The organism is Phaeodactylibacter xiamenensis (genome assembly GCF_965229835.1).
Taxonomy (GTDB): domain Bacteria; phylum Bacteroidota; class Bacteroidia; order Chitinophagales; family Saprospiraceae; genus Phaeodactylibacter; species Phaeodactylibacter xiamenensis.
Genome location: NZ_OZ245931.1, coordinates 6467804 through 6488374, shown reverse-complemented (window position 1 = coordinate 6488374; position 20571 = coordinate 6467804). Strand labels below are relative to the sequence as shown.

Here is a 20571-nt window from a genome sequence, read left to right as displayed (position 1 = left end):
TTCAAGATGGGCCCGGTAATCTTAAGAATCCAAATTTTTCGTTTTCTGTCCGATTAACCGTAAAGAACACAATACTCGACAGTACCTTTACCCGCCTTTCAAAATTTCAATTACCCGGTTTGAAAATCAGTTCTCGATTTCTGGCGAAATCCTGATTCTGAGTTTTCATTTTTTGAGGCGGGAGAATTCATATTTTCAATTCCATAGAATGCCAATTCTGATGCGGTACCCCATAACGGCCCGGCTACGTGCTGTGCCGGACTCTAAATTTACCATTTTCGTCCCATTTCACAAATGCTAGCGCAGTCAGCAAAAGGCGATCTTGGCGCAGCCTGGCTTTTGCTGCCTGTGCGGGTTTTCCATCTCCATTCTCCTCTCGAAGATTTTTACCGGCATGGCATGTAGCCATTGTTGGGCGCTTCCATTTTATTCGTCGTAAACCTAAAAAAGCGACCGGTTTACCAATTCTGGATACTTCAAAAGGGCCGTTTTTACCGATTTCTCAATCTCATTGAACCGATTCCCTAATTCTGATGATCTCAAATTGATCTTGAAAACTGATTCCAATTAACCGGTTTTGATTCCCGATCTCGAAGACTAATCTTCCAAATTGATCCAAATTCTTAATCTCCTGTCTTCAATTTGATTCAGCTAAATTTCAGTTTTTCAAGATAATCCTGATTCAAGTGGACCAATTCAATCTGCTGATTTTCAATCTCTAAAAATTCAACTTGATTCACGGCACCCCGATTCAATTTGATCAGATTCTTATTCGGTGAAAGGTTCAGATTTCTTGATCTCCTACCCTACTCAATTCAACGGTTTACCCAAATTCTTGATTTTCCGTATTGAGGCCCTAAACGCAAGCTCTCTCCAAAAAACTCGATTTCTTCTTTCGATGACAGGGAGCGGTAATTGTTAAGGATCTCAATTATTCGGGACAACGGATTACCCGATAAAACAACTCTATTTTCCTTTTTTGCCTGCCTAATTGGGCTATACATTCAATTGACCGTAACAAACAAAACTCGGGTTCCAAAAACCAATTATTCCCGATTTTAAAAGGCAGGCTTAATCTCTAATCGTTTGTTTATCAGTTTTTTATTCCCAAAATGGAGTGCGCCCAACGGCCCGGCTACGTGACGTGCCGGACTCTAAATTTACCATTTTCGTCTCATTTCACAAATGCTAGCGCAGGCAGCAAAAGGCGATGATGGCGAAGCCTGGCTTTTGCTGCCAGCGCGGGTTTTTCCATCTCTATTTTTCAATCGAAAATTTTTACCGGCATGGCATGTAGCCATTGTTAGCGGCTGCTTTTATTTTAAGGTTCAAATTTTTCAAACTTTCCACTATTATGTTTATAAACTCCGTCATTGTTCGTGCCAAGCCAAATTCCACCTCTATCATCTAAGTAAATTGAAATTAACAAAACATTCTCAGTTCCGTTATGTATTTCTATATTAGATAGCGATTCACCATTGTAGCACCAAATACCATCATCATAAGTCGTCATCCATAATTTCCCTTGCGTGTCTGCTATACCACTCATAAAATAGAGGATTTTATCATTTATGATTTTCTCAGGCAATTCCGCAGCTTCTATCTTTTCATAACCTTTTGGTAAGTCAGAATTGATTTTGTATTTGCTATAAATATTACTTAGCCAGTAATAGCCATTCTTATCCTGAATCATTGAGCGTACTCCTGGAACTCTGCCATCAGGAAGAGTTGAGAGTTCTTTTTCCCCAAACCATAAAAACGAATCACCATCATATCGGAAAGCTCCTGCTGTTGCCGTTCCAAACCAAATGTTTCCGTTTTTATCTTTGTTGACACCAAAAACGGCATAGGGGCTATTATTATTTCCTTCAAAAGGAACTCCTTCTGTTTCGATTCCAAAGGCTTTTTTTAAGTCTTTTCTTGGTAATTCTAATTCATACAGAGAATCGCCATCTAAGCGGTAAAGGTCATTTGCATTATATCCAAACCAAAGGTCATTCGGTTCAAGTTTCCATTCGTTCTTTGATGACTTAATCGGCTGTAAAGTCGTGAATTCTGTACCATTATATTTACTTATTCCGTTCTGGGTTTCAATGTATAAATTCCCCTCTTTGTCTTCTTGTATACCTCTGATTTGGTCGTACGCTAAACCGTCCTTTGTAGTAAATTGAATTATTTTTGTTCCATCATATTTATAAACACCATTGCCATTACTTCCAAACCAATAATTCCCTTTTGAATCTTGAAAAATTACCCAAATCTGATTATCAAGTCCTGAAACAATCGTTCCTATTTCAGTATTTTGATTTTGTTCCGATTTAGACTTCACTTGACCATTGCAAGAAATCACGATAATTGATATAAAAACTGTAAGTATTAGATTAATCAAATTTTTTATCATCTCTATTTCCAAGTTTTGTTTTAAGTTGCCGCTAACGGCCCGGCTACGCGCAGGCTGGGATTCTAAATTTACTCTTTTCGTTTGATTTCACCAATACTAGCGCAGGCAGCAAAAGGCGAAACTGGCGCAGCCTGGCTTTTGCTGACTGCAGCGGGCTTCTCATTCTCTTTTTTCAATCGTAGATTTTTACCCAGCTTGAGTGTAGCCATTGTTGGGCGCTTCCATTTTATTCGTTGTAAACCTAAAAAAGCGACCGATTTACCGGTTCTGGATACTCCAAAAGGGCCGTTTTTACCGATTTTTCAATCTTTTTAAACCGGTTCTCTAATTCTGATGATCTCAAATTGATCTTGAAAGCTGATCTCAATTTACCGGTTTCAAATTCTTGATCTTGAAAGTCAATCTCCCAAATTGATCAAAATTTCTAATCTCCAGTCTTCAATTTGATTCGGCTAAATTCCAGTTTTTCAAGTCGATCTCAATTCAAGTTGGCCAATTCAATCTACTGATTTTCAATCTCTAAAATTTCAACTTGATTCACGATAACCCGATTCAGTTTGATCAGATTCTTATCCGGTGAAAGGTTCAAATTTCTTGTCCTCCTACCCTATTCAATTCGACGGTTTACCCAATTCTTATTTTCCGTATTGAGGCCCTAAACGTAAACCCACTCCAAAAAACTCAATTTCTTCTTTCGATGACAGGGAGCGGTAATTATTAAGGATCTCAATTATTCGGGACAACTGATTACCCGATAAAACAACTCTATTTTCCATTTTTTTGCCTGCCTAATTGGGCTATGCAATCAATTGACCGTAAACAACAAAACTCGGGTTCCAAAACCAATTATTCCCGATTTTCAAAGGCAGGCTTTCAACTTAATCAATTGGTTTACAGATTTTTATTCCCAAAATGGAGTGCGCCCAACGGCCAGGCTACACGCAGTGGGGGATTTTTCCATCAACCCTTTCTGGTCTTGATTCAAATATACAGCGCAGACAGCAAAAAGACGAAATTGGCGAAGCTTGGCTTTTTGCTGACTGTGCGGATTTCTTACCCACACTTTTCATTTCTAAGACTTTACCCCCATTGTGTGTAGCCCTGTGTTGGGTGCAGGGCGGGTTGGCTGTGAGCCCGAGCAATTGCCGCACATAAGAGCCCCCAAGGGCGAGGATGTGCGCAGTGCCGGGCGGGCGGGAGGGCTCCCCCCGGTAGGGCTTGCACCCAACGGTCCTGTGATATGGAGCGGACGCAGCGATAGCAAGTCTGATCTCATATCACTTGTTATAGCCAGTTAATCCTATGTTTAAATCGTTTCTTTTGGGTTTGTAAATTGTTTCAATCGGAATTTCTAAATGCTGTAATTGATCATGTTCAACATAAACTCTCTGTTTCTCAACAAATTTTGTTATATCAGAAATGCTTTGAATCATTTCACTATTATATCTTCTTAGTAATTTACCTTTAATACCGATCTGTATTGCTTTTCTTTGAATTTTATTGCCATGTGGATCATGATTGGGATCCCATTGCAATCTTGCTTCGCTTTGTTCTAACTTTGATCGCCATTCTGATTCTGAGTCAAAATATTCCTCTTTATAAGAAGAGAATACTGCTTCTTTCAACGGTTCTTCCCAACCTGTTTTACTTACTCTAATGGCCAATATTCTTTCTTGATTTTCTTTTGTTGCCCATCCGCTCCTATACATCATCCAAAGGTAATTTGGTTTTATCCATGTCATCCGTCCAAAACTAAAATCATTTCCTCCAAATTCTTGATTAATTACTGCATATTCTGCAATGGATGGTTTGTACGCTTGATAAACAATTATAGAATCTTCGAATTGATATGCTGAAATGCAGTTTCCATAATTGGGTAGTAAGTGTTTAATCTCAGAATACTTCCCTATCTTGATTCTCTCTCTATGCGGGAATGGCACACAATTGATCATTCGTCCTTTTCTTCCTGATTCTTTTTCCCAATTGACTAATCTTTTTACAGCAAAGTCCTTGATTATGATATCTTCTGTATTAGAAAGATTCTGAAGATAGTTCTTAGCTTCCTTTGTACCAATATCTGCCAATGCCCAAACACATTTTCTTGAAACTGGTTTGTAGTCAAATTCAGGTATCTTATTACTGATAATTTGTTCATATAAAAATTTGGCTGTTGCGGGATGACTTCTTGTTTGAAAACCAGATGCTATATTATCATGAGTTGTGTGCCAGTCTAAACGAAAAAGCCACTTCTCCAATTCGATTTCGTCGAGTTCTGATAATGATTTGTTGTATTGATAGTAAATATCCCAAACTTTCTGCGGATTTTTTTCATGGTAGAGTTTGGAGTATTCTTCAAACACCGATAGATCGTCATTGATCCAATTAAATTCATGTCCAACTTCTCCTGTTTCTATTTCTCCAATTTTATAGCCCAAAATACCTGTAGCTACTTCTTTAAATCTATTTAGCCATATTATCCACTCTTCATCTTCCATTAGACCAGATAATGACAAACCCGCTGGTTCGCAAGACGAACTAACATGCTTTTCTTTTTCTGATGTGCTAAACCAAAATTGAGTACCTTCTATCCACCCCTCCAATTTGGACATAATTGTAGGCACTCTATAATCCCAAATTGGGAAGTCATACCTTATGTTCAAATTTGCAAATTGTCTTTTCATCTTTCTCTTGTAATTGGCTATAACGGCCCGGCTAGCCGCAGTACGCAGCGCAGCGGAGTATTGTCGGCTAGCCTGTGTTGGTGGCAGTTGTTTTCATTTTACTACTTAAGAGTATTTTCCTCAATTAGCCTTTTCAACAATTAAAACTAGTGGTTCTTAGAGGTCGAAAAAACATGTCACTATTACTTTTTTATTTTTCGCTTGCTATGAGTTAATGCTACAGAACTCTTTTAATCTGAAAATTCACTTGACCTCAGGCAAGATAATAATTCCTCCTTATCATCCTGATTATTAAACCCAATTATTATTATTAGCTCATTACCATCTATTAATGCATTGTAATACATTTGGCTAAAAATGGTAGTTCTCTCTTTGTTTTTCACATCTATTTGGAAAACACTAAATCCAATATCATCTATAATCTCCTCACTCCATATTGAATTGGACTTACCCCAATTGTCTAGACAGCTTTAGCTGTATTTATGATTTACAAATTAAACAAAAAACACATTCATAATCATCATAATATTTTCTTTTTTTGCTTCTTTTTTTCTTTTGATTTCCACAGCAAAAATGTGGATAAGTTCATTGACATAAGGCTGGCCTAGATTGCAGGTACAACTGGCTCGGGTACTTGTCCCCAATCTTGGAATGCCGCCTGTGGAAATTCCAATTATAGAAGTACTGGGCCAAGCCGTTATGCAGCTCTATGCCGTCCTCGTAAGCTTTAAGGTAGATGTCTTCGTACTTGGCCATCTTCCACAAGTTTTCGATGAACGCATTGTCCGTTGCCCGCCCCTTGCCGTCCATGCTTAGCCTCACTTCTTTGCCCAGCACAGCGCTGGTGAACGCATCGCTGGTGTATTGGCTGCCCTGGTCTGTATTGATGATTTGAGGGGCGCCCCATTCAGCTACAGCCTCCTCAAAGCAGCCTGCACACCATTCAGCGTCCATTGTATTGGACAAAGACCAGTTGACCACAAATCGGCTGTACAGGTCTATGATGGCTGTAAGGTACAAAAAGCCTCTTGGCATCGGGATGTAAGTGATATCGGTAGCCCAGACTTGATTAGGCTGCTCAATTGCTAAGCCCCTCAATAAGTAAGGATAAACTTTATGGTCTTTGCCCCGCTTCGAGGTGTGAGGGCCCGGGAAAACAGCCCTGAGCCCCATCACATCGTAGTACAGCCGATAGACCCGGTTGCGGCTGACTTTGTAGCCTTTATCCTGGGTCAGGTAAACGTACATCCTTGGGCCGCCTTTGTAGGGGTGGTCGATGTAATGCTTGTCCATCAGGCGCATCAGCTCCAGGTTCAGCTCCGACGCTGCCCTCGGTTTATAATATAGCGAGGACCGGTTAATACTCAACAGCCTGCACTGCCTGCTCAAGCTCAACTTGGGGTGGCTGCTGTCCAGAAGCAGCCGTTTTTCTGCTAGTGGCATCAGGGCAGCCTTTTTTTTAGAAAATCGATTTCAATGGCCTGTTCCCCGATTTTGCGCATCAGCCGGTCTTTTTCAAGTTCGGCCTCCGATTTGCCGGAAAGTGCCTTGCCTTTGCGGAAAACCGAAGAGGCGCCTGACAAAAACTCCTTTTTCCAATTGGTAATCTGCTGTGGGTAGATCTTATACTTATTGGCAATCTCAGCCAAAGTATTCACCTCCTTGAGGGCTTCCAGGACTACTTTTGTCTTGAAATCAGCGTTGAAATTTCTTCTGCTCATGATAGCTAATTTAAGGGTTTTTATAAATCAAGCTACCTGTCTAGTTTTTTGGGGGAACTCCAAATCTACTAATATTCCTTGTTCACTTAGTTGGTTGAATAGCACTTCTTTTTTGAGTCGATTATATTCTTTGAACTTTGTCTCTTCGTATTCAAATAATTCCATGAAAGCAGTAAAACTATTTTGCTTATTTCTTGCAAAGCTTACTAGATTTTGTATTGTAATATCTTCTTCTACATTGTATTTTCTTCGGTCAATATCTAGCATTTCACGACCTCTTTCTACTTGTCTTGTAATAGTATCCAATGACGTGATTATCCACCCTTCGGGAATCTTTAAACTCCAATTTATCTCTTCACTATAAAAGATTCTTGTTTTGAAATCAAACGAACCTGTCTGGTTTACATCAATCTTTGGAGAACAAGAAATATTTAAGCCAAAAAACACAAGGGTTATTAACAGTTTTATAATCCCTTTACTTATACCATTTTTTTCCATAGTGATATTGCTTTTCGTATTGTATTCTTTGTCATGCTTAAATTGCCACCAACGGCCCGGCTACGTGCCGTGCCGGATTCTAAATTTACCATTTTCGTCTCAATTCACAAATGCTAGCGCAGGCAGCAAAAGACGAAACTGGCGCAGCCTGGCTTTTGCTGCCTGCGCGGGTTTTCCATCTCAATTTTCTTCTCGAAGATTTTTACCGGCATGGCATGTAGCCATTGTTGGGCGCTTCCATTTTATTCATTGTAAACCTGAAAAAGCGACCGTTTTACCGGTTCTGGATACTTTAAAAGGGCCTTTTCTACTGATTTTTCAATCTCATTGAATCGATTCCCTAATTCTGATGATCTCAAATTGATCTTGAAAACTGATCTCAATTTACCGGTTTCAAATTCTTGATCTTGAAAGTCAATCTCCCAAATTGATCAAAATTTCTAATCTCCAGTCTTCAATTTGATTCGGCTAAATTCCAGTTTTTCAAGTCGATCTCAATTCAAGTTGACCAATTCAATCTACTGATTTTCAATCTCTAAAATTTCAACTTGATTCTCGACAACCCGATTCAATTTGATCAGATTCTTATTCGGTGAAAGGTTCAAAATTCTTGATCTCCTACCCTACTCAATTCAACGGTTTACCCAAATTCTTGATTTTCCGTATTGAGGCCCTAAACGTAAACTCTCTCCCAAAAACTCAATTTCTTCTTTCGATGACAGGGAGCGGTAATTGTTAAGGATCTCAATTATTCGGGACAACGGATTACCCGATAAAACAACTCTATTTTCCTTTTTTGCCTGCCTAATTGGGCTATACATTCAATTGACCGTAACAAACAAAACTCGGGTTCCAAAAACCAATTATTCCCGATTTTCAAAGGCAGGCTTAATCTCTAATCGTTTGTTTATCAGTTTTTTATTCCCAGAATGGAGTGCGCCCAACGGCCCGGGCTACACGCAGGCCGGGATTCCTGAAAATAATCTTTTCATCCCATTTCACCAAAATAGCTGCGGTGGGCAAAGGCGAAATTGGCGTAGCTTGGCTTTGCCCGCCGCAGCGGACTCTTTTTTCTAATTTTTCAATGGAGGATTTTACCCGGCTTGTGTGTAGCCAATGTTCACAGCATTCGCGTTTTATTCGATTTTAACATAACAAGCGGCCATCTTTCTATTTTCGGAGACGAGATAAGGGGGCTTTTTCCAAGTTTACCCAATTCTCCGATTTTGATAACCGATTTTCAGGCAAAACTGATACCCTCATTTGTTTTATCGCCCGTAAAAACCACCTTAACCCAATGAAAATCATCCATTTATTCTCCTGCTAAATCTATTCAATGCACCTGCGAACCCTCAAGATTCAATCTTACTCGGGCATGAAACAGTTATTTGCTCGTTGATTTTCATTTGCCGTTTTGTTTTTCATAAGCCCCCTGGACGTGTACTCTTTTCCTGATACCGTTTTCCTTTCCATCGGACGGGGCCGCGGTAACTCTTGATCTAATTTTTCAATTCGGGCTATCCCAATTCTCGTAAACCAACTAAAAAACTGTAGAACGTCTCATTTACCCCGCCTTAACAGACTTTTTCTCCAATGGATTAACCAGTTTATACCCAGTTTCTGAAAATTATTACTCGGGCATTTTCCATTTCCAGGCGGGGAGAATCCTTATTTCAAATTCTTACTGATACCTTTCATCAGTTGCGCGATTGTCTGTGAACGGCCCGGCTACGTGACGTGCCGGACTCTAAATTTACCATTTTCCTTTCATTTCTCAAATGCTAGCGCAGGCAGCAAAAGGCGATGATGGCGAAGCTTGGCTTTTGCTGCCTGCGCGGGTTTTTCAATCTCCATTTTCCTCTCGAAGATTTTTACCGGCATGGCATGTAGCCATTGTTGCAGGCAGGCATTTCTATAAATTATTCAATTCTTTTAAGAACGTATCTGCATCAATCACCTCTACTGGTGGAAAATCTATCCCTTTTAATATTTTGAAATGATTATCATTCGAAACTACATATTTTACTCTCGCCGATATTGCACAATCTATGAATTTATTATCGTCTGGATCTTTTTCTATTAAGTTCCACCGAAAATACACCTCTTTTTGCTCCACATTTTCTAATTTAATCATTAATTCAGCAAAATTCTGAGCTATATCTCCTGTGGTTTTCTCACCAATCACTTCGATGTATTCTTGTAGAATTTCATTACTTATTGCCAAGTCAAACTTTGATTCTAATAGCCCATCAAATATTGGTCGATACTTCGAGATTTTTGGTAAGGACATTAATATTACGTTCGTATCAATTACGACTTTCATTATCAGTTATATTTTGTCCTCATATGTTCTTTTGACCATTCTTCTATTTTCTCTTCGCCCCAATTATTTTGTTCAAAAAGCTTATCAATATCATTTGTCACCTTATCAGCAAAATAATTTACTAGAAGACTCCTTATTTCTTTTATTTGCTCTTCACTCAATTCGTATTTAAAAACTTCAAGAAGTTCTATTTGCAGATTTGTCAATCTTTTTGCGGCACCCATTGCTTTAGTTTTTTGTAAAAATACGTATAAACTCTCCTTTTGTCAACCCTGAACTCGGCAAGTCTTAAGAAACTGACTTACAATTGCTTACAACTTCAAGTCTTTTCAACTCCATAGCAATTGACAAATATCCACTATATCCAAACAACAATCTCTTCCATTTGATCTTGTCATTCGATTTTAAATTCTTTAATCGAGACCTGCTTACTCCTTATTTATCGGTTTTTATTTTGCTTGCCTGCAACGGCCCGGCTACGCGCAGGCTGGGATTCTAAATTTACTCTTTTCGTTTGATTTCACCAATACCAGCGCAGGCAGCAAAAGGCGAAACTGGCAAAGCCTGGCTTTTGCTGACTGCAGCGGGCTTCTCATTCTCTTTTTTCAATCGTAGATTTTTACCCAGCTTGAGTGTAGCCATTGTTATGGGTTGCCGCTTTATTCTTTTCACCGTTTCAAAAAAAGGGCCCATTTTAAATTCTGGATAAACCAAAAGGCGGCTGTTCAATTCTTTTCAACTGATTTTAACCTCTTGGTTTTCAGTTGATTCAATTTCAGGATTCTGATTCTTCAATTTGATCAGTTCTTATCTCATATCAACCAAAAATCTCACGACAATCAACCTAATTCAGGATTCAGGTCTCAATTTCCAGAAGATTCAACCTGATTTTTGATTCTTGATTTACTGGATTCAATCTCCCAAATTCATCAAAATCAGATTCAGATTTTCAAATCTTGAGTTCTTGATTTTGGTTGTCAAATTGATTCAATCAACGATTCCTTGTTCAAAATTTCCAGATTCCAGATTTACAAATTCTGTTTTTGGACGACACTCAAATTCCTGATTTCTATTTCAAAAGCCGCCTAAACCCAAACTTCTTCTGAAAAAACCAATCCCATTTTTCAAGATGGGCCAGGTTAATCTTAAGAATCCAAATTTTTCGTTTTCAGTTCGATTAACCGTAAAAGATACAATACTCGACAGGACCTTTACCCGCCTTTTCAAAATTTCAATTACCCAGTTGGGAACTCAAATTCTCGATTTCTGGACAATTCTCGATTCTGAGTTTTCATTTTCGAGGCGGGACAATTCATATTTTCAATTCAATAGAATGCCAATTCTGATGCGGTACCCCATAACGGCCCGGCTACGCGCAGGCTGGGATTCTAAATTTAATCTTTTCGTTTGATTTCACCAATACTAGCGCAGACAGCAAAAGGCGAAACTGGCGCAGCCTGGCTTTTGCTGACTGCAGCGAGCTTTTCTTTCTGATTTTTCAATCGTAGATTTTTACCCAGCTTGTGTGTAGCCATTGTTATGGGTTGCCGCTTTATTCTTTTCACCGTTTCAAAAAAAGGGCCCATTTCAAATTCTGGATAAACCAAAAGGCGGCTGTTCAATTCTTTTCAACTGATTTCAATTTGCTGATTTTCAGTTGATTCAATTCAGGGTTTTGATTCGTCAATTTGATCAGTTCTCATCTCTAATCAACCAAAAATCTCACGACAATTAACCTAATTCAGAGTTCTGATCTCAATTTCCAGAAAATTCAACCTGATTTTTGATCTCTTCAATTTACTAGATTCAATCTCCCAAATTCATCAAAATCAGTTTCAGGTTCTCCAAATCTTGAGTTTTTGATCTCTGATCTTAGATTGTCAAATTGATTCAGTCAACGTTCTCCGTTTCAAAATCTCCAGATTCCTGATTCCCAAATTCTGATTTTGGACGAGATTCAAATTCCTGATTTCTATTTCAAAAGCAGCCTAAACTCACACTCCCTCTGAAAAAACCAATCTCATCTTTCAAGATGGGCCCGGTTAATCTTAAGAATCCAAATTATTCGTTTTCTGTCCGATTCACCGTAAAAAATGCAATACTCGATAGGACCTTTACCCGCCTTTCAAAATTCCAATTACCCAATTTGGAACTCAAGTTCTCGATTTATGGACAATTCTCGATTCTGAGTTTTCATTTTTGAGGCGGGAGAATTCATATTTTCAATTCCATAGAATACCAATTCTGATGCGGTACCCCATAACGGCCCGGCTACGTGACGTGCCGGACTCTAAATTTACCATTTTCGTTTCATTTCACAAATGCTAGCGCAGGCAGCAAAAGGGGATGATGGCGAAGCCTGGCTTTTGCTGCCTGCGCGGGTTTTTCAATCTCCATTTTCCTCTCGAAGATTTTTACCGGCATGGCATGTAGCCTGTGTTATGCCCTAGTTACTATTTTTTCTCCTATCCTATCCATCTCAAAAACAAATCCTAGGATATCATCCGATTTTAGATCGTCTCTAAAATGTCCAATAGAATTTCTTATATTATTGATCTCAAGAATCTGAAAATAGTCATTTTGATCTAGAATTTCAGCTCTCAATAATGTCTTCACATCATCAAGAAAATTTCCTGCCCTTTTCCTTCTTTGGATAATTCGTTTTTTACCGCTTTCTGTGACTTTCGAATATGTCTTTTGCTCAGCTTCATATATTTTCTTAGAGGCGTCAATTACTATTTGATTTAAAACTCTAAAATGAGTAATAAACTTTGTGTAACTTTTATTAAACGATCCTGCAATATTATACTCAAGGTCGATCTTTGATTGATTAGACACATCAATTTCTCCTAAACTCTCTATAGCTTGACTCAATATTGGTTTGATTTCATTTGATATCTTAATCACTGAATCAAGGTCCCCTTTGTGAAAAGTTTTATTGTGAGCAATTTTACATCTAAGGTTGTATAGCTCAGTCCATAGTTTACTTAGCTTCTCTCTGCTTGTATTGACTTTTTCTTCAAAATATTTATCCCAATTGGACATTGGAATTAACTGTTTTATCTCTTCTAAATCGAGATCATTTATATTATCAGCCTGTTTCATTTTTCTTATAAGATTATCTTTATGTACAGTAAATTTTTCACTAAAAAGGAAATTTTGAAGCTGTGGTTCAGTCCCCTAAGAATCGGACAAAATTCTATTAGTGAATAATAATCATTCGTGATGGTATTATCTTTGCTCTGCGAGAACACCAACGGTGACGATTGTACCGAAGGTAGTAATGCGTAGGCCTACCATTACGTTTTTAATAATGAGGCCCCATCGAGGGAACCTCATTATTGCGAGGAACACCTGCTGGTTCTGATTACCCGAAGGAACAGTCATAGCGGTGTATCTCTTTCCAAGATAAAACATCCTGAAGACTTAGCCTCAATTTGAACCGAGCTTTCTTTTTATCGAAGGTTTCCATTTCGATTTGGTTATCCTCCCAGAGTGCCCAAAACATACTCGGACTGAGCATCGCTATAGAGCTATGCTGGCGGTGGTTATTGTAAGTCTGGTAGAACTTATTCAACCGGTTTTCCAAGTCTTTGAGCGTATGGAAACAGGCTCCTTTCAAAGAGCTGCCTAAGGTCTTGTGAAAGCTCTCTACGTGGCCATTTTCCTCGGGCGTGTAAGGATGCGTAAAAACCTGATTAAGGTGATTGTCCCGAAAGTATTGTTGGACCATTTTACTGCAAAATTGCTTGCCATTATCATTGCGTATTTCGACGCTGATTTGAGCTTTGAGCAAGTCCGCTGGCTGCAAGTATTTCACGATGACCTGATCCCAGGCATCCTTGATCTGTTCTTGCTTCATGACGTAGCCTACAGCCCAATGTAAGGCAAAGCGGGTAAAAGTATCCAATATCGTCAGGACGTAGGCGTAGCAGGACTTTCCAGCTACCCAGACGTACTTGATATCCATTTCAATGATCCTTAATGGGCCTTGCGGGCATACTCTGCGGTACTGGACAAAATTACGCCCTTTACGTTTTCTGGCCTTACACAAAAGGCCATTTTCCTGTTCCAGCCGGTACACTTTTTTATGGTTGATATACCAACCTCGGACTTGTAAAGTAGCACTCACCAAACGATACCAATTTGGCAAATCTTTATCAGCCAAAATAGAGATAATACCGGTGACTACTTCCTCGTTACTACGACGCGTTAAGAGTTGAGTTACTGGGTCTTTGAACAGTGTCCAATGGGTGGCTTGCTTGCCTACTTTTCGGCCCGTTGGCTGATAGTATAAATCATGGCGGGTAAGCCCCGTTATCGTTAACACTTCCTCCCGCATCAAACCCAGCGACATGTATTGTTTTGCTAACATTACTTTCTCAACTCTGGGTACTTTTTTTTCAATAGCTCATCCTTTAACCGGCTTCTCAGCTGCTCTTCTGCAAGCATGAGCTTGTAATGGACCAGTTCGTTTTCCAGCTCTCGTATCCGGCTCCGGTTGGCCTTAGCTACGCTATGGTCTAAGCCATCAGCACCATCAGCTTGATACTGCTTTTTCCAGTAATAGTACGTTGCAGGGTACACATCATACTTCGCCAAAGTTACTTTGACCCCATAAGCTTTAGCTTCATCCAGAATCTCCAGCTTCTCCTTTTTGCTGAATTTCCGGCCTCTGTTTTCTTGCTTTTCCATATCTAAATCTCTAAAAAAGTTTTTAGACTTTTGTCAGAGTATTTAGGGGGCTGTTACAAGCTGGATAAAATCTACGTTATGCAGGTAAGTAACTTCCTTGTTTGATGTATTTACAGATTTTTTCACGTCATCAGGAACTCTGTCTTTCATCCAGCCAACTCCTACATTTATCAGCATGAATTTTGTAATCAGTTTTCTCATTAAATTCTCTATCTCATAAATTACCGGATAAGCCTTTTGAGAATAATGCAGACTAATTCCATCAAATAAAATCTGAGGGTTTTGTGATAGTACATGTACCATACGTTTAAATTCCTTGAGGAAAAGTCCAAATTTCCCAATTCCGGATACTTTGTCAAGAGACAACTTCACATGAAAAAAAACTCTATCACTTTCAATGATCTCTCCTTTTTGAATATGGTATTTAAATGAAGAGCCTTCATAATTAATATTATCATCACTTATGACAATCTCTGGATTTGATTGCAAAAAATGATTAAATGAATCGATTGTAGAACAATTTATATTGGAATTATCTACGAACACTAAGTATTCAGCAACTATCATATTATAAATTCATTTTAATATAATTGGGCATAACGGCTCGCATAGCCGCCGTACGGAGCTTTGCGGAGTATGGACGGATATGCATTGTTCTCAGCAGTTGTCTACATTTTCAATTATTTCTTTATTATTTGTTGGTACTATTCCAAATCTTCTTTTGAGGGAATCCAGCATTAATTGTCCATATTTGATTTGTGTGCCTAAAATAGCCTCTCCCGCAAGAATAACTTTAAAATCGTGTTCATATGCGTCAATAGCTGTCTGTCCAACACAGTTATCCGTGGAATAGCCACAAATTACTACTTCATCGCAATTCATCTCTATCAACTTTTCTTCAAGATTCGTTCTTAAAAATGCACTTAACCTTGTTTTGGTGATTACTATTTCATTTTTGGCAATATATACGTTGGGTGAATATTCTGCTTCTTTTGTTCCTTCGATCAACCTGCCTATGTTATTTTCTAACGCCCATAAATTCCATGTACTCTTGTCTGCTTTATGTACCGTTTGAATTTTAATGATTGGAAGGCTGTGTTTCTCAAAATACCTAATCAACTCGTTTGTCTTTGCTACTAACCCAGATACAAGCTCCAGTTTTTCTTCACTTCCTACTTCTAAAAACCACCTTTGTAGGTCAACTATTAGTAAGGCTTTCATTTCAGATGGGTTACTTCTTTTTTAATGGAATAGTGAGAACACGGTTAAAATACATATTATTATCAGGTACAGCCAGCACAATCTCCTGGCACATGAATTTCCCTGATTCCACTTGATCCTTCAATTCATCATAAATCTGAGTTGTTTGTTGTTTTGTTATGAACTCGGCTATTGTCATATGTGGTACTATCGTAGACCTTTTTAGCTCAACCCCTGCAAACAACTTGTTGCTGTGGATAATTTTTCTAAGCAAAGAAAATTTATCTTCTGGTGTTATCGTAAAAGTTACTCCAGGGTATGGGGGATGAGTTCTTAATGGACCATAATTTATTTCAAATGACTCTACCGAACTCAATTCCTTGCTTAAAGATTCGATATCATCATCAGTAATAGCTTTAGTTAATGGTTCACTCAGACTAATATGGGCTCTACAAAAACTTGCTGACTTAGGATCATACTTTTTCCTTAGTTCATCAACAGTGGACATGATTTCTTCTGGCGGAAAGATATAGAACGCTCCATAATAATATCCATGCCACCAGTTTTCCCAATGGTCTGTTTTATCAGCATATTTGATTGCTTCCATTTTTTATTTAGCGTTTTTTTTTCTCTTGATTGCTGAGAACGGCCCGGCTACGCGCAGGCTGGGATTCTAAATTTACTCTTTTCGTCCGATTTCACCAATACTAGCGCAGGCAGCAAAAGGCGAAACTGGCAAAGCCTGGCTTTTGCTGACTGCAGCGGGCTTCTCATTCTGATTTTTCAATCGTAGATTTTTACCCAGCTTGTGTGTAGCCATTGTTGGGCGCTTCCATTTTATTCTTCGTAAACCTATGAAAGCGACCGTTTTACCGATTCTGGATACTTCAAAAGGGCCTTTTCTACTGATTTCTCAATCATTTTGAACCGATTCCCTAATTCTGATGATCTCAAATTGATCTTGAAAACTGATTCCAATTAACCGGTTTTGATTCCCGATCTCGAAGACTAATCTCCCAAATTGATCAAAATTTCTAATCTCCAGTCTTCGATTGATTCGGCTAAATTCCAGTTTTGCAAGATAATCCTGATTCAAGTTGACCAATTCAATCTGCTGATTTTCAATATCCAAAATTTCAACTTGATTCTCGACAACCCGATTCAATTTGATCAGACTCTTATCCGGTGAAAGGTTCAAATTTCTTGATCTTATCCCCTATTCAATCCGACGGTTTACCCAAATTCTTATTTCCCGTATTGAGGCCCTAAACGCAAACTCTCTCCAAAAAACTCGATTTCTTCTTTCGATGACAGGGAGCGGATATTGTTAAGGATCTCAATTATTTGGGACAACGGATTACCCGATAAAACAACTCTATTTTCCATTTTTTTGCCTGCCTAATTGGGCTATGCAATCAATTGACCGTAAACAACAAAACTCGGGTTCCAAAAACCAATTATTCCAGATTTTCAAAGGCAGGCTTTCTACCTAATCGTTTGTTTATCAGTTTTTTATTCCCAAAATGGAGTGCGCCCAACGGCCCGGCTACGCGCAGGCTGGGATTCTAAAATTACTCTTTTCGTTTGATTTCACCAATACTAGCGCAGGCAGTAAAAGGCGAAAATGGCGAAGCCTGGCTTTTGCTGGCTGCAGCGGGCTTCCCTTTCTGATTTTTCAATCGTAGATTTTTACCCAGCTTGTGTGTAGCCATTGTTATGGGTTGCCGCTTTATTCTTTTCACCGGTTCAAAAAAAGGGCCCATTTCAAATTCTGGACTATCCAAAAGGCGGCTATTCAATTTTTTCAACTGATTTTAATCTCTTGGTTTTCAGTTGATTCAATTTCAGGATTCTGATTCTTCAATTTGATCAGTTCTTATCTCATATCAACCAAAAATCTCACGACAATCAACCTAATTCAGGATTCAGGTCTCAATTTCCAGAAGATTCAACCTGATTTTTGATTCCTGATTTCACTTAATTCGATTTCCCAGATTCATCAAAATCAGTTTCAGGTTCTCCAAATCTTGAGTTTTTGATCTTGGTTGTCAAATTGATTCAATCAACGTTTACCTGTTCAAAATTTTCAGATTCCAGATTTCCAAATTCAGTTTTTGGACGAGGTTCAAATTCCTGATTTCTATTTCAAAAGCCGCCTAAACGTAAATCTCACCTGAAAAAACCAATCCCATTTTTCAAGATGGGCCCGGTTAATCTTAAGAATCCAAATTTTTCGTTTTCTGTCCGATTCACCGTAAAGAATACAATACTCGACAGGACCTTTACCCGCCTTTCAAAATTTCAGTTACACGATTTGGAACTCAAGTTCTTGACTTATGGACAATTCCCAATTCTAAGTTTTCATTTTTGAGGCGGGAGAATCCATATTTTCAATTCCATAGAATGCCAATTCTAATGCGGTACCCCATAACGGCCCGGCTACGTGACGTGCCGGACTTTAAATTTACCATTTTCGTTTCATTTCACAAATGCTAGCGCAGGCAGCAAAAGACGAAACTGGCGTAGCTTGGCTTTTGCTGCCTGCGCGAGTTTTTCAATCTCCATTTTCCTCTCGAAGATTTTTACCGGCATGGCATGTAGCCATTGTTGGCAGCAGCCTTCTCTTTTCTACTTGTTTTTTATCATACAAAGAAATGTTCAATCAATATTTCGTCTTCTTTTTTATATTCTTTCAAATCCACAAGAATTCTTTGTATCATTTTGTCCAATAATTTATAGTCTTCGCTACAATCCAAGATATAATCTTCAATTCCTTCATTTGAATTGTGTTTGAAATCTTTGAAGTATTCTCTTTTCTTAAATAGTTCTAATTCTTCCATTGCATCTTTATCCGTTGTGTCAAATGGTAAATGGATTGTAAATCCAAATTTTTCTGTGTCGTCTCTTTTTGGGATTTCTATCAAGCAAGGATGAATTACTTGCAAATCAATTACTGGATTTTTGTTTATGTTGATTACAAAAGGCTTATTTTCATTTCGATATTTTTCAGCGAATTTCTTAGGGTATTCAATTAAGGTATCTAATCTGAATTTAAATGCTCTTTTCTTTTGTTCTTCAAATTTTTTCAGAAAGTGATTTGCCACGATATTTTGTGCAAATTCCGAATTCCTGATTCTTCTCCCACCCGTTTCTCTATCTGCTACGGTAAAAAAGAATTGGATTAATTTATCCTTAATCGTCAATTTATTTTCAGTTTCTTCGCTGAGCATATTTTCTTTTTTTCTGGTTGCTGCCAACGGCCCGGCTACGTGACGTGCCGGACTCTAAATTTACTATTTTCGTCTCATTTCACAAATGCTAGCGCAGGCAGCAAAAGACGATAATGGCGCAGCTTGGTTTTTGCTGCCTGCGCGGGTTTTCCATCTCCATTTTCTTCTCGAAGACTTTTACCGGCATGGCATGTAGCCATTGTTCTGCTCAGTATCCTTAATTTTCATTTTTTCATTTGACCTCGTTTCCAATAATATACGTGTCAATCTCGATTCCCAAATTCAGCTTATTCAACCTGTTTATTGTCTCAATTTCAAATCCAATTCCTGCATTTCCACTTATGTATTGATGTCGGCAAACTGATATTATTGCTTCTGAATTTTTACTGAGCTTTTGAACCCCTTCAATGTCTTTTTCTAATTCATTGAGCAATAATTCTAATTTTTCGTCTAACCCATAGGCTTCATTTCTTATTGGCTCGAAGCTTATTCGGCTGAAATCATATCTTGACTTTCCATACTTTCTTAAATCTCCTTTAGACCAACCTATTAATGGTTCGAATTTCCTTATAAAACTTGAAAGTTCCTTAAAAGTCAACCTTTTCGATGTAGCTGTTAGATAAACTCGATTTCCTGATTCTGTCCAAACAAAGTCTACTGCTATTTCAGGCTCTTTCGTTAAATGAATTTCAATAAAATATCTTTCATTTTTGACCTCAACGTAAACAGCGACTTTATCTTCATAGTAATCTTCACTTACTCTAGCAATCTTTGGTAATCCATCTTCTATTTTTACTTCGCAGACTTCCAAATACTGTTTAGTAGTCTCAAATTTTGGATCGAGAATTTCTTCAATTGCTTTTTTGATATATTGATTTTCTTTTTTCATTTATTGAGCAGAACGGCCAGGCTAGCCGCAGCACGGAGCGCAGCGGAGTATTGTCGGCTAGCCATTGTTCTGCTCAGTTATTTTTTTTATTTACCAAACAGGTTTCTGAAAAACTTATTATCAGCAGGTTTCGAATTCAACCAATCTAATCTATAGTCCTCCATTTTATCATTGTATTCTTTAGTGTGGTGTTTGTATTTGGGTGGTAAGCGTCCGAGCAAAGGCGTCTTGACTGCCGGTTTTCATGAATCTACCTTTGGGCAAAACCTAAAGATATGAATCCAGTCAAACGCGTACAAAAGTGGCAGGCTCTGCTGGCCGAGCAGTCTGCTTCCGGGTTAAGCAAGAAGGCATTTTGTGAACGAGAAGGTATCAATGCAGCTACTTTTTATTATTGGCAGCGCCGTCTGTCGGAACACGTTCCAGATGAAGGGGCCGGCTTCTTGCGCATCCGTCCCCGGGCCGCACACGAACCCCGGGCGGCACATGAAGTAGTAGTGTGCCTGGCCGATCAAGAGCTGCGCCTGCGCAGCGGTTCGCCAGCGACCCTGGCGCAAATCATCCAACATCTATGCCATGCTTAGTTTTTCTTCTCGACAGCGGTATTTCCTCTACGGCGGGGCCACAGATATGCGCAAGGGCTTTTCGGGGCTGAGCGGCCTGGTGCGGGCGCATATGGACCAGGAATTAATGAGCGGTGATGTATTCATTTTCGTGAACCGCCGCCGCGACCGTATTAAGCTGCTGATGTGGGATATAACAGGCTTTGCCCTGTATTACAAACAGCTGGAGCGGGGGACTTTTGAGTTGCCCCTGGCGGCCCGTGAGGGGACGGCCGAGCTAAGCTGGCCGGAGCTGGTGCTAGTGCTGGAAGGCATCGAATTAAAGTCCATAAAAAGGCGCAAAAGATACCGCCACGGTGCCTGATTTTGC

22 protein-coding genes are annotated in these 20571 nt (G+C 39.0%); 2 read left to right on the top strand and 20 right to left on the bottom strand.

Translation table 11 applies throughout. From position 1 onward, the window contains the following. Nucleotides 1-1321: 1321 nt before the first annotated feature. From ACO08I_RS24900 to ACO08I_RS24805, 20 genes are all read right to left on the bottom strand, one after another. Nucleotides 1322-2413: a ligand-binding sensor domain-containing protein gene (locus ACO08I_RS24900; RefSeq protein WP_421947451.1), complete on the bottom strand. Its 1092-nt coding sequence runs from the start codon at nt 2411-2413 to the stop codon at nt 1322-1324. A 56-nt stretch (nt 2414-2469) separates the two neighbouring features. Beyond that, nucleotides 2470-2610 carry a hypothetical protein gene (locus ACO08I_RS24895; protein WP_421947450.1) on the bottom strand — a complete coding sequence of 47 codons (141 nt, stop codon included), beginning with the start codon at nt 2608-2610 and terminating at the stop codon, nt 2470-2472. Between the two features lie 1068 nt (nt 2611-3678). After that, complete coding sequence (locus ACO08I_RS24890; protein WP_421947449.1) at nt 3679-5082, bottom strand: DUF4291 domain-containing protein; 1404 nt, start codon at nt 5080-5082, stop codon at nt 3679-3681. Between the two features lie 585 nt (nt 5083-5667). Then, a complete protein-coding gene (locus ACO08I_RS24885; protein WP_421947430.1) occupies nt 5668-6525 on the bottom strand; it encodes an IS3 family transposase in 858 nt (285 codons plus the stop codon). Then, on the bottom strand, nt 6525-6803 hold the full coding sequence (locus ACO08I_RS24880) for a helix-turn-helix domain-containing protein (protein WP_044220061.1): 279 nt from the start codon (nt 6801-6803) through the stop codon (nt 6525-6527). Before ACO08I_RS24880 ends, ACO08I_RS24885 begins: the two co-directional genes overlap by 1 nt. 27 nt (nt 6804-6830) lie before the next feature. Continuing rightward, the gene (locus ACO08I_RS24875) at nt 6831-7301 is read right to left on the bottom strand and encodes a hypothetical protein (RefSeq protein WP_421947448.1); all 471 of its coding nucleotides are present in this window, start codon (nt 7299-7301) and stop codon (nt 6831-6833) included. 1912 nt (nt 7302-9213) lie between these two features. Next, the gene (locus tag ACO08I_RS24870) at nt 9214-9624 is read right to left on the bottom strand and encodes a putative toxin-antitoxin system toxin component, PIN family (RefSeq protein WP_421947447.1); all 411 of its coding nucleotides are present in this window, start codon (nt 9622-9624) and stop codon (nt 9214-9216) included. Between the two features lie 2 nt (nt 9625-9626). Beyond that, nucleotides 9627-9848 carry a hypothetical protein gene (locus ACO08I_RS24865; protein ID WP_421947446.1) on the bottom strand — a complete coding sequence of 74 codons (222 nt, stop codon included), beginning with the start codon at nt 9846-9848 and terminating at the stop codon, nt 9627-9629. Between the two features lie 277 nt (nt 9849-10125). Beyond that, on the bottom strand, nt 10126-10353 hold the full coding sequence (locus tag ACO08I_RS24860; protein WP_421947386.1) for a hypothetical protein: 228 nt from the start codon (nt 10351-10353) through the stop codon (nt 10126-10128). A gap of 665 nt (nt 10354-11018) precedes the next feature. Continuing rightward, complete coding sequence (locus ACO08I_RS24855) at nt 11019-11246, bottom strand: hypothetical protein (protein ID WP_421947445.1); 228 nt, start codon at nt 11244-11246, stop codon at nt 11019-11021. An 817-nt stretch (nt 11247-12063) separates the two neighbouring features. Continuing rightward, complete coding sequence (locus ACO08I_RS24850) at nt 12064-12729, bottom strand: hypothetical protein (RefSeq protein WP_421947444.1); 666 nt, start codon at nt 12727-12729, stop codon at nt 12064-12066. Between the two features lie 262 nt (nt 12730-12991). Beyond that, entirely contained in the window at nt 12992-13999 is a 1008-nt protein-coding gene (locus tag ACO08I_RS24845; RefSeq protein WP_421947434.1) for a transposase, read from the bottom strand. Beyond that, nucleotides 13999-14319, bottom strand: coding sequence for a transposase (locus tag ACO08I_RS24840; RefSeq protein ID WP_421946841.1), 321 nt, complete (start codon nt 14317-14319; stop codon nt 13999-14001). The genes ACO08I_RS24845 and ACO08I_RS24840 overlap by 1 nt, the downstream gene beginning before the upstream one ends. A gap of 42 nt (nt 14320-14361) precedes the next feature. Next, nucleotides 14362-14886: a hypothetical protein gene (locus ACO08I_RS24835; RefSeq protein ID WP_421947443.1), complete on the bottom strand. Its 525-nt coding sequence runs from the start codon at nt 14884-14886 to the stop codon at nt 14362-14364. Between the two features lie 90 nt (nt 14887-14976). Continuing rightward, complete coding sequence (locus ACO08I_RS24830; RefSeq protein WP_421947442.1) at nt 14977-15540, bottom strand: cysteine hydrolase family protein; 564 nt, start codon at nt 15538-15540, stop codon at nt 14977-14979. A gap of 10 nt (nt 15541-15550) precedes the next feature. Continuing rightward, nucleotides 15551-16126, bottom strand: a complete 576-nt coding sequence (locus ACO08I_RS24825; RefSeq protein WP_421947441.1) for a 2'-5' RNA ligase family protein — start codon at nt 16124-16126, stop codon at nt 15551-15553. Nucleotides 16127-16198: 72 nt separating this feature from the next. Further along, nucleotides 16199-16339 carry a hypothetical protein gene (locus ACO08I_RS24820; protein ID WP_421947385.1) on the bottom strand — a complete coding sequence of 47 codons (141 nt, stop codon included), beginning with the start codon at nt 16337-16339 and terminating at the stop codon, nt 16199-16201. Nucleotides 16340-17090: 751 nt separating this feature from the next. Continuing rightward, nucleotides 17091-17327, bottom strand: a complete 237-nt coding sequence (locus ACO08I_RS24815) for a hypothetical protein (RefSeq protein ID WP_421947387.1) — start codon at nt 17325-17327, stop codon at nt 17091-17093. An 834-nt stretch (nt 17328-18161) separates the two neighbouring features. After that, complete coding sequence (locus tag ACO08I_RS24810; protein WP_421947440.1) at nt 18162-18749, bottom strand: hypothetical protein; 588 nt, start codon at nt 18747-18749, stop codon at nt 18162-18164. A 232-nt stretch (nt 18750-18981) separates the two neighbouring features. Then, complete coding sequence (locus ACO08I_RS24805) at nt 18982-19638, bottom strand: DUF4279 domain-containing protein (RefSeq protein WP_421947439.1); 657 nt, start codon at nt 19636-19638, stop codon at nt 18982-18984. 275 nt (nt 19639-19913) lie between these two features. On the opposite strand from ACO08I_RS24805, the gene tnpA reads away from it, so the two are divergent. Together tnpA and tnpB are read left to right on the top strand one after the other, a co-directional pair. Then, nucleotides 19914-20222: an IS66 family insertion sequence element accessory protein TnpA gene (gene tnpA / locus ACO08I_RS24800; protein ID WP_421947417.1), complete on the top strand. Its 309-nt coding sequence runs from the start codon at nt 19914-19916 to the stop codon at nt 20220-20222. Beyond that, nucleotides 20215-20565 (top strand): IS66 family insertion sequence element accessory protein TnpB, encoded by a 351-nt coding sequence (gene tnpB, locus ACO08I_RS24795; RefSeq protein ID WP_421947416.1) that lies wholly within the window; start codon nt 20215-20217, stop codon nt 20563-20565. The genes tnpA and tnpB overlap by 8 nt, the downstream gene beginning before the upstream one ends. Nucleotides 20566-20571 lie beyond the last annotated feature (6 nt).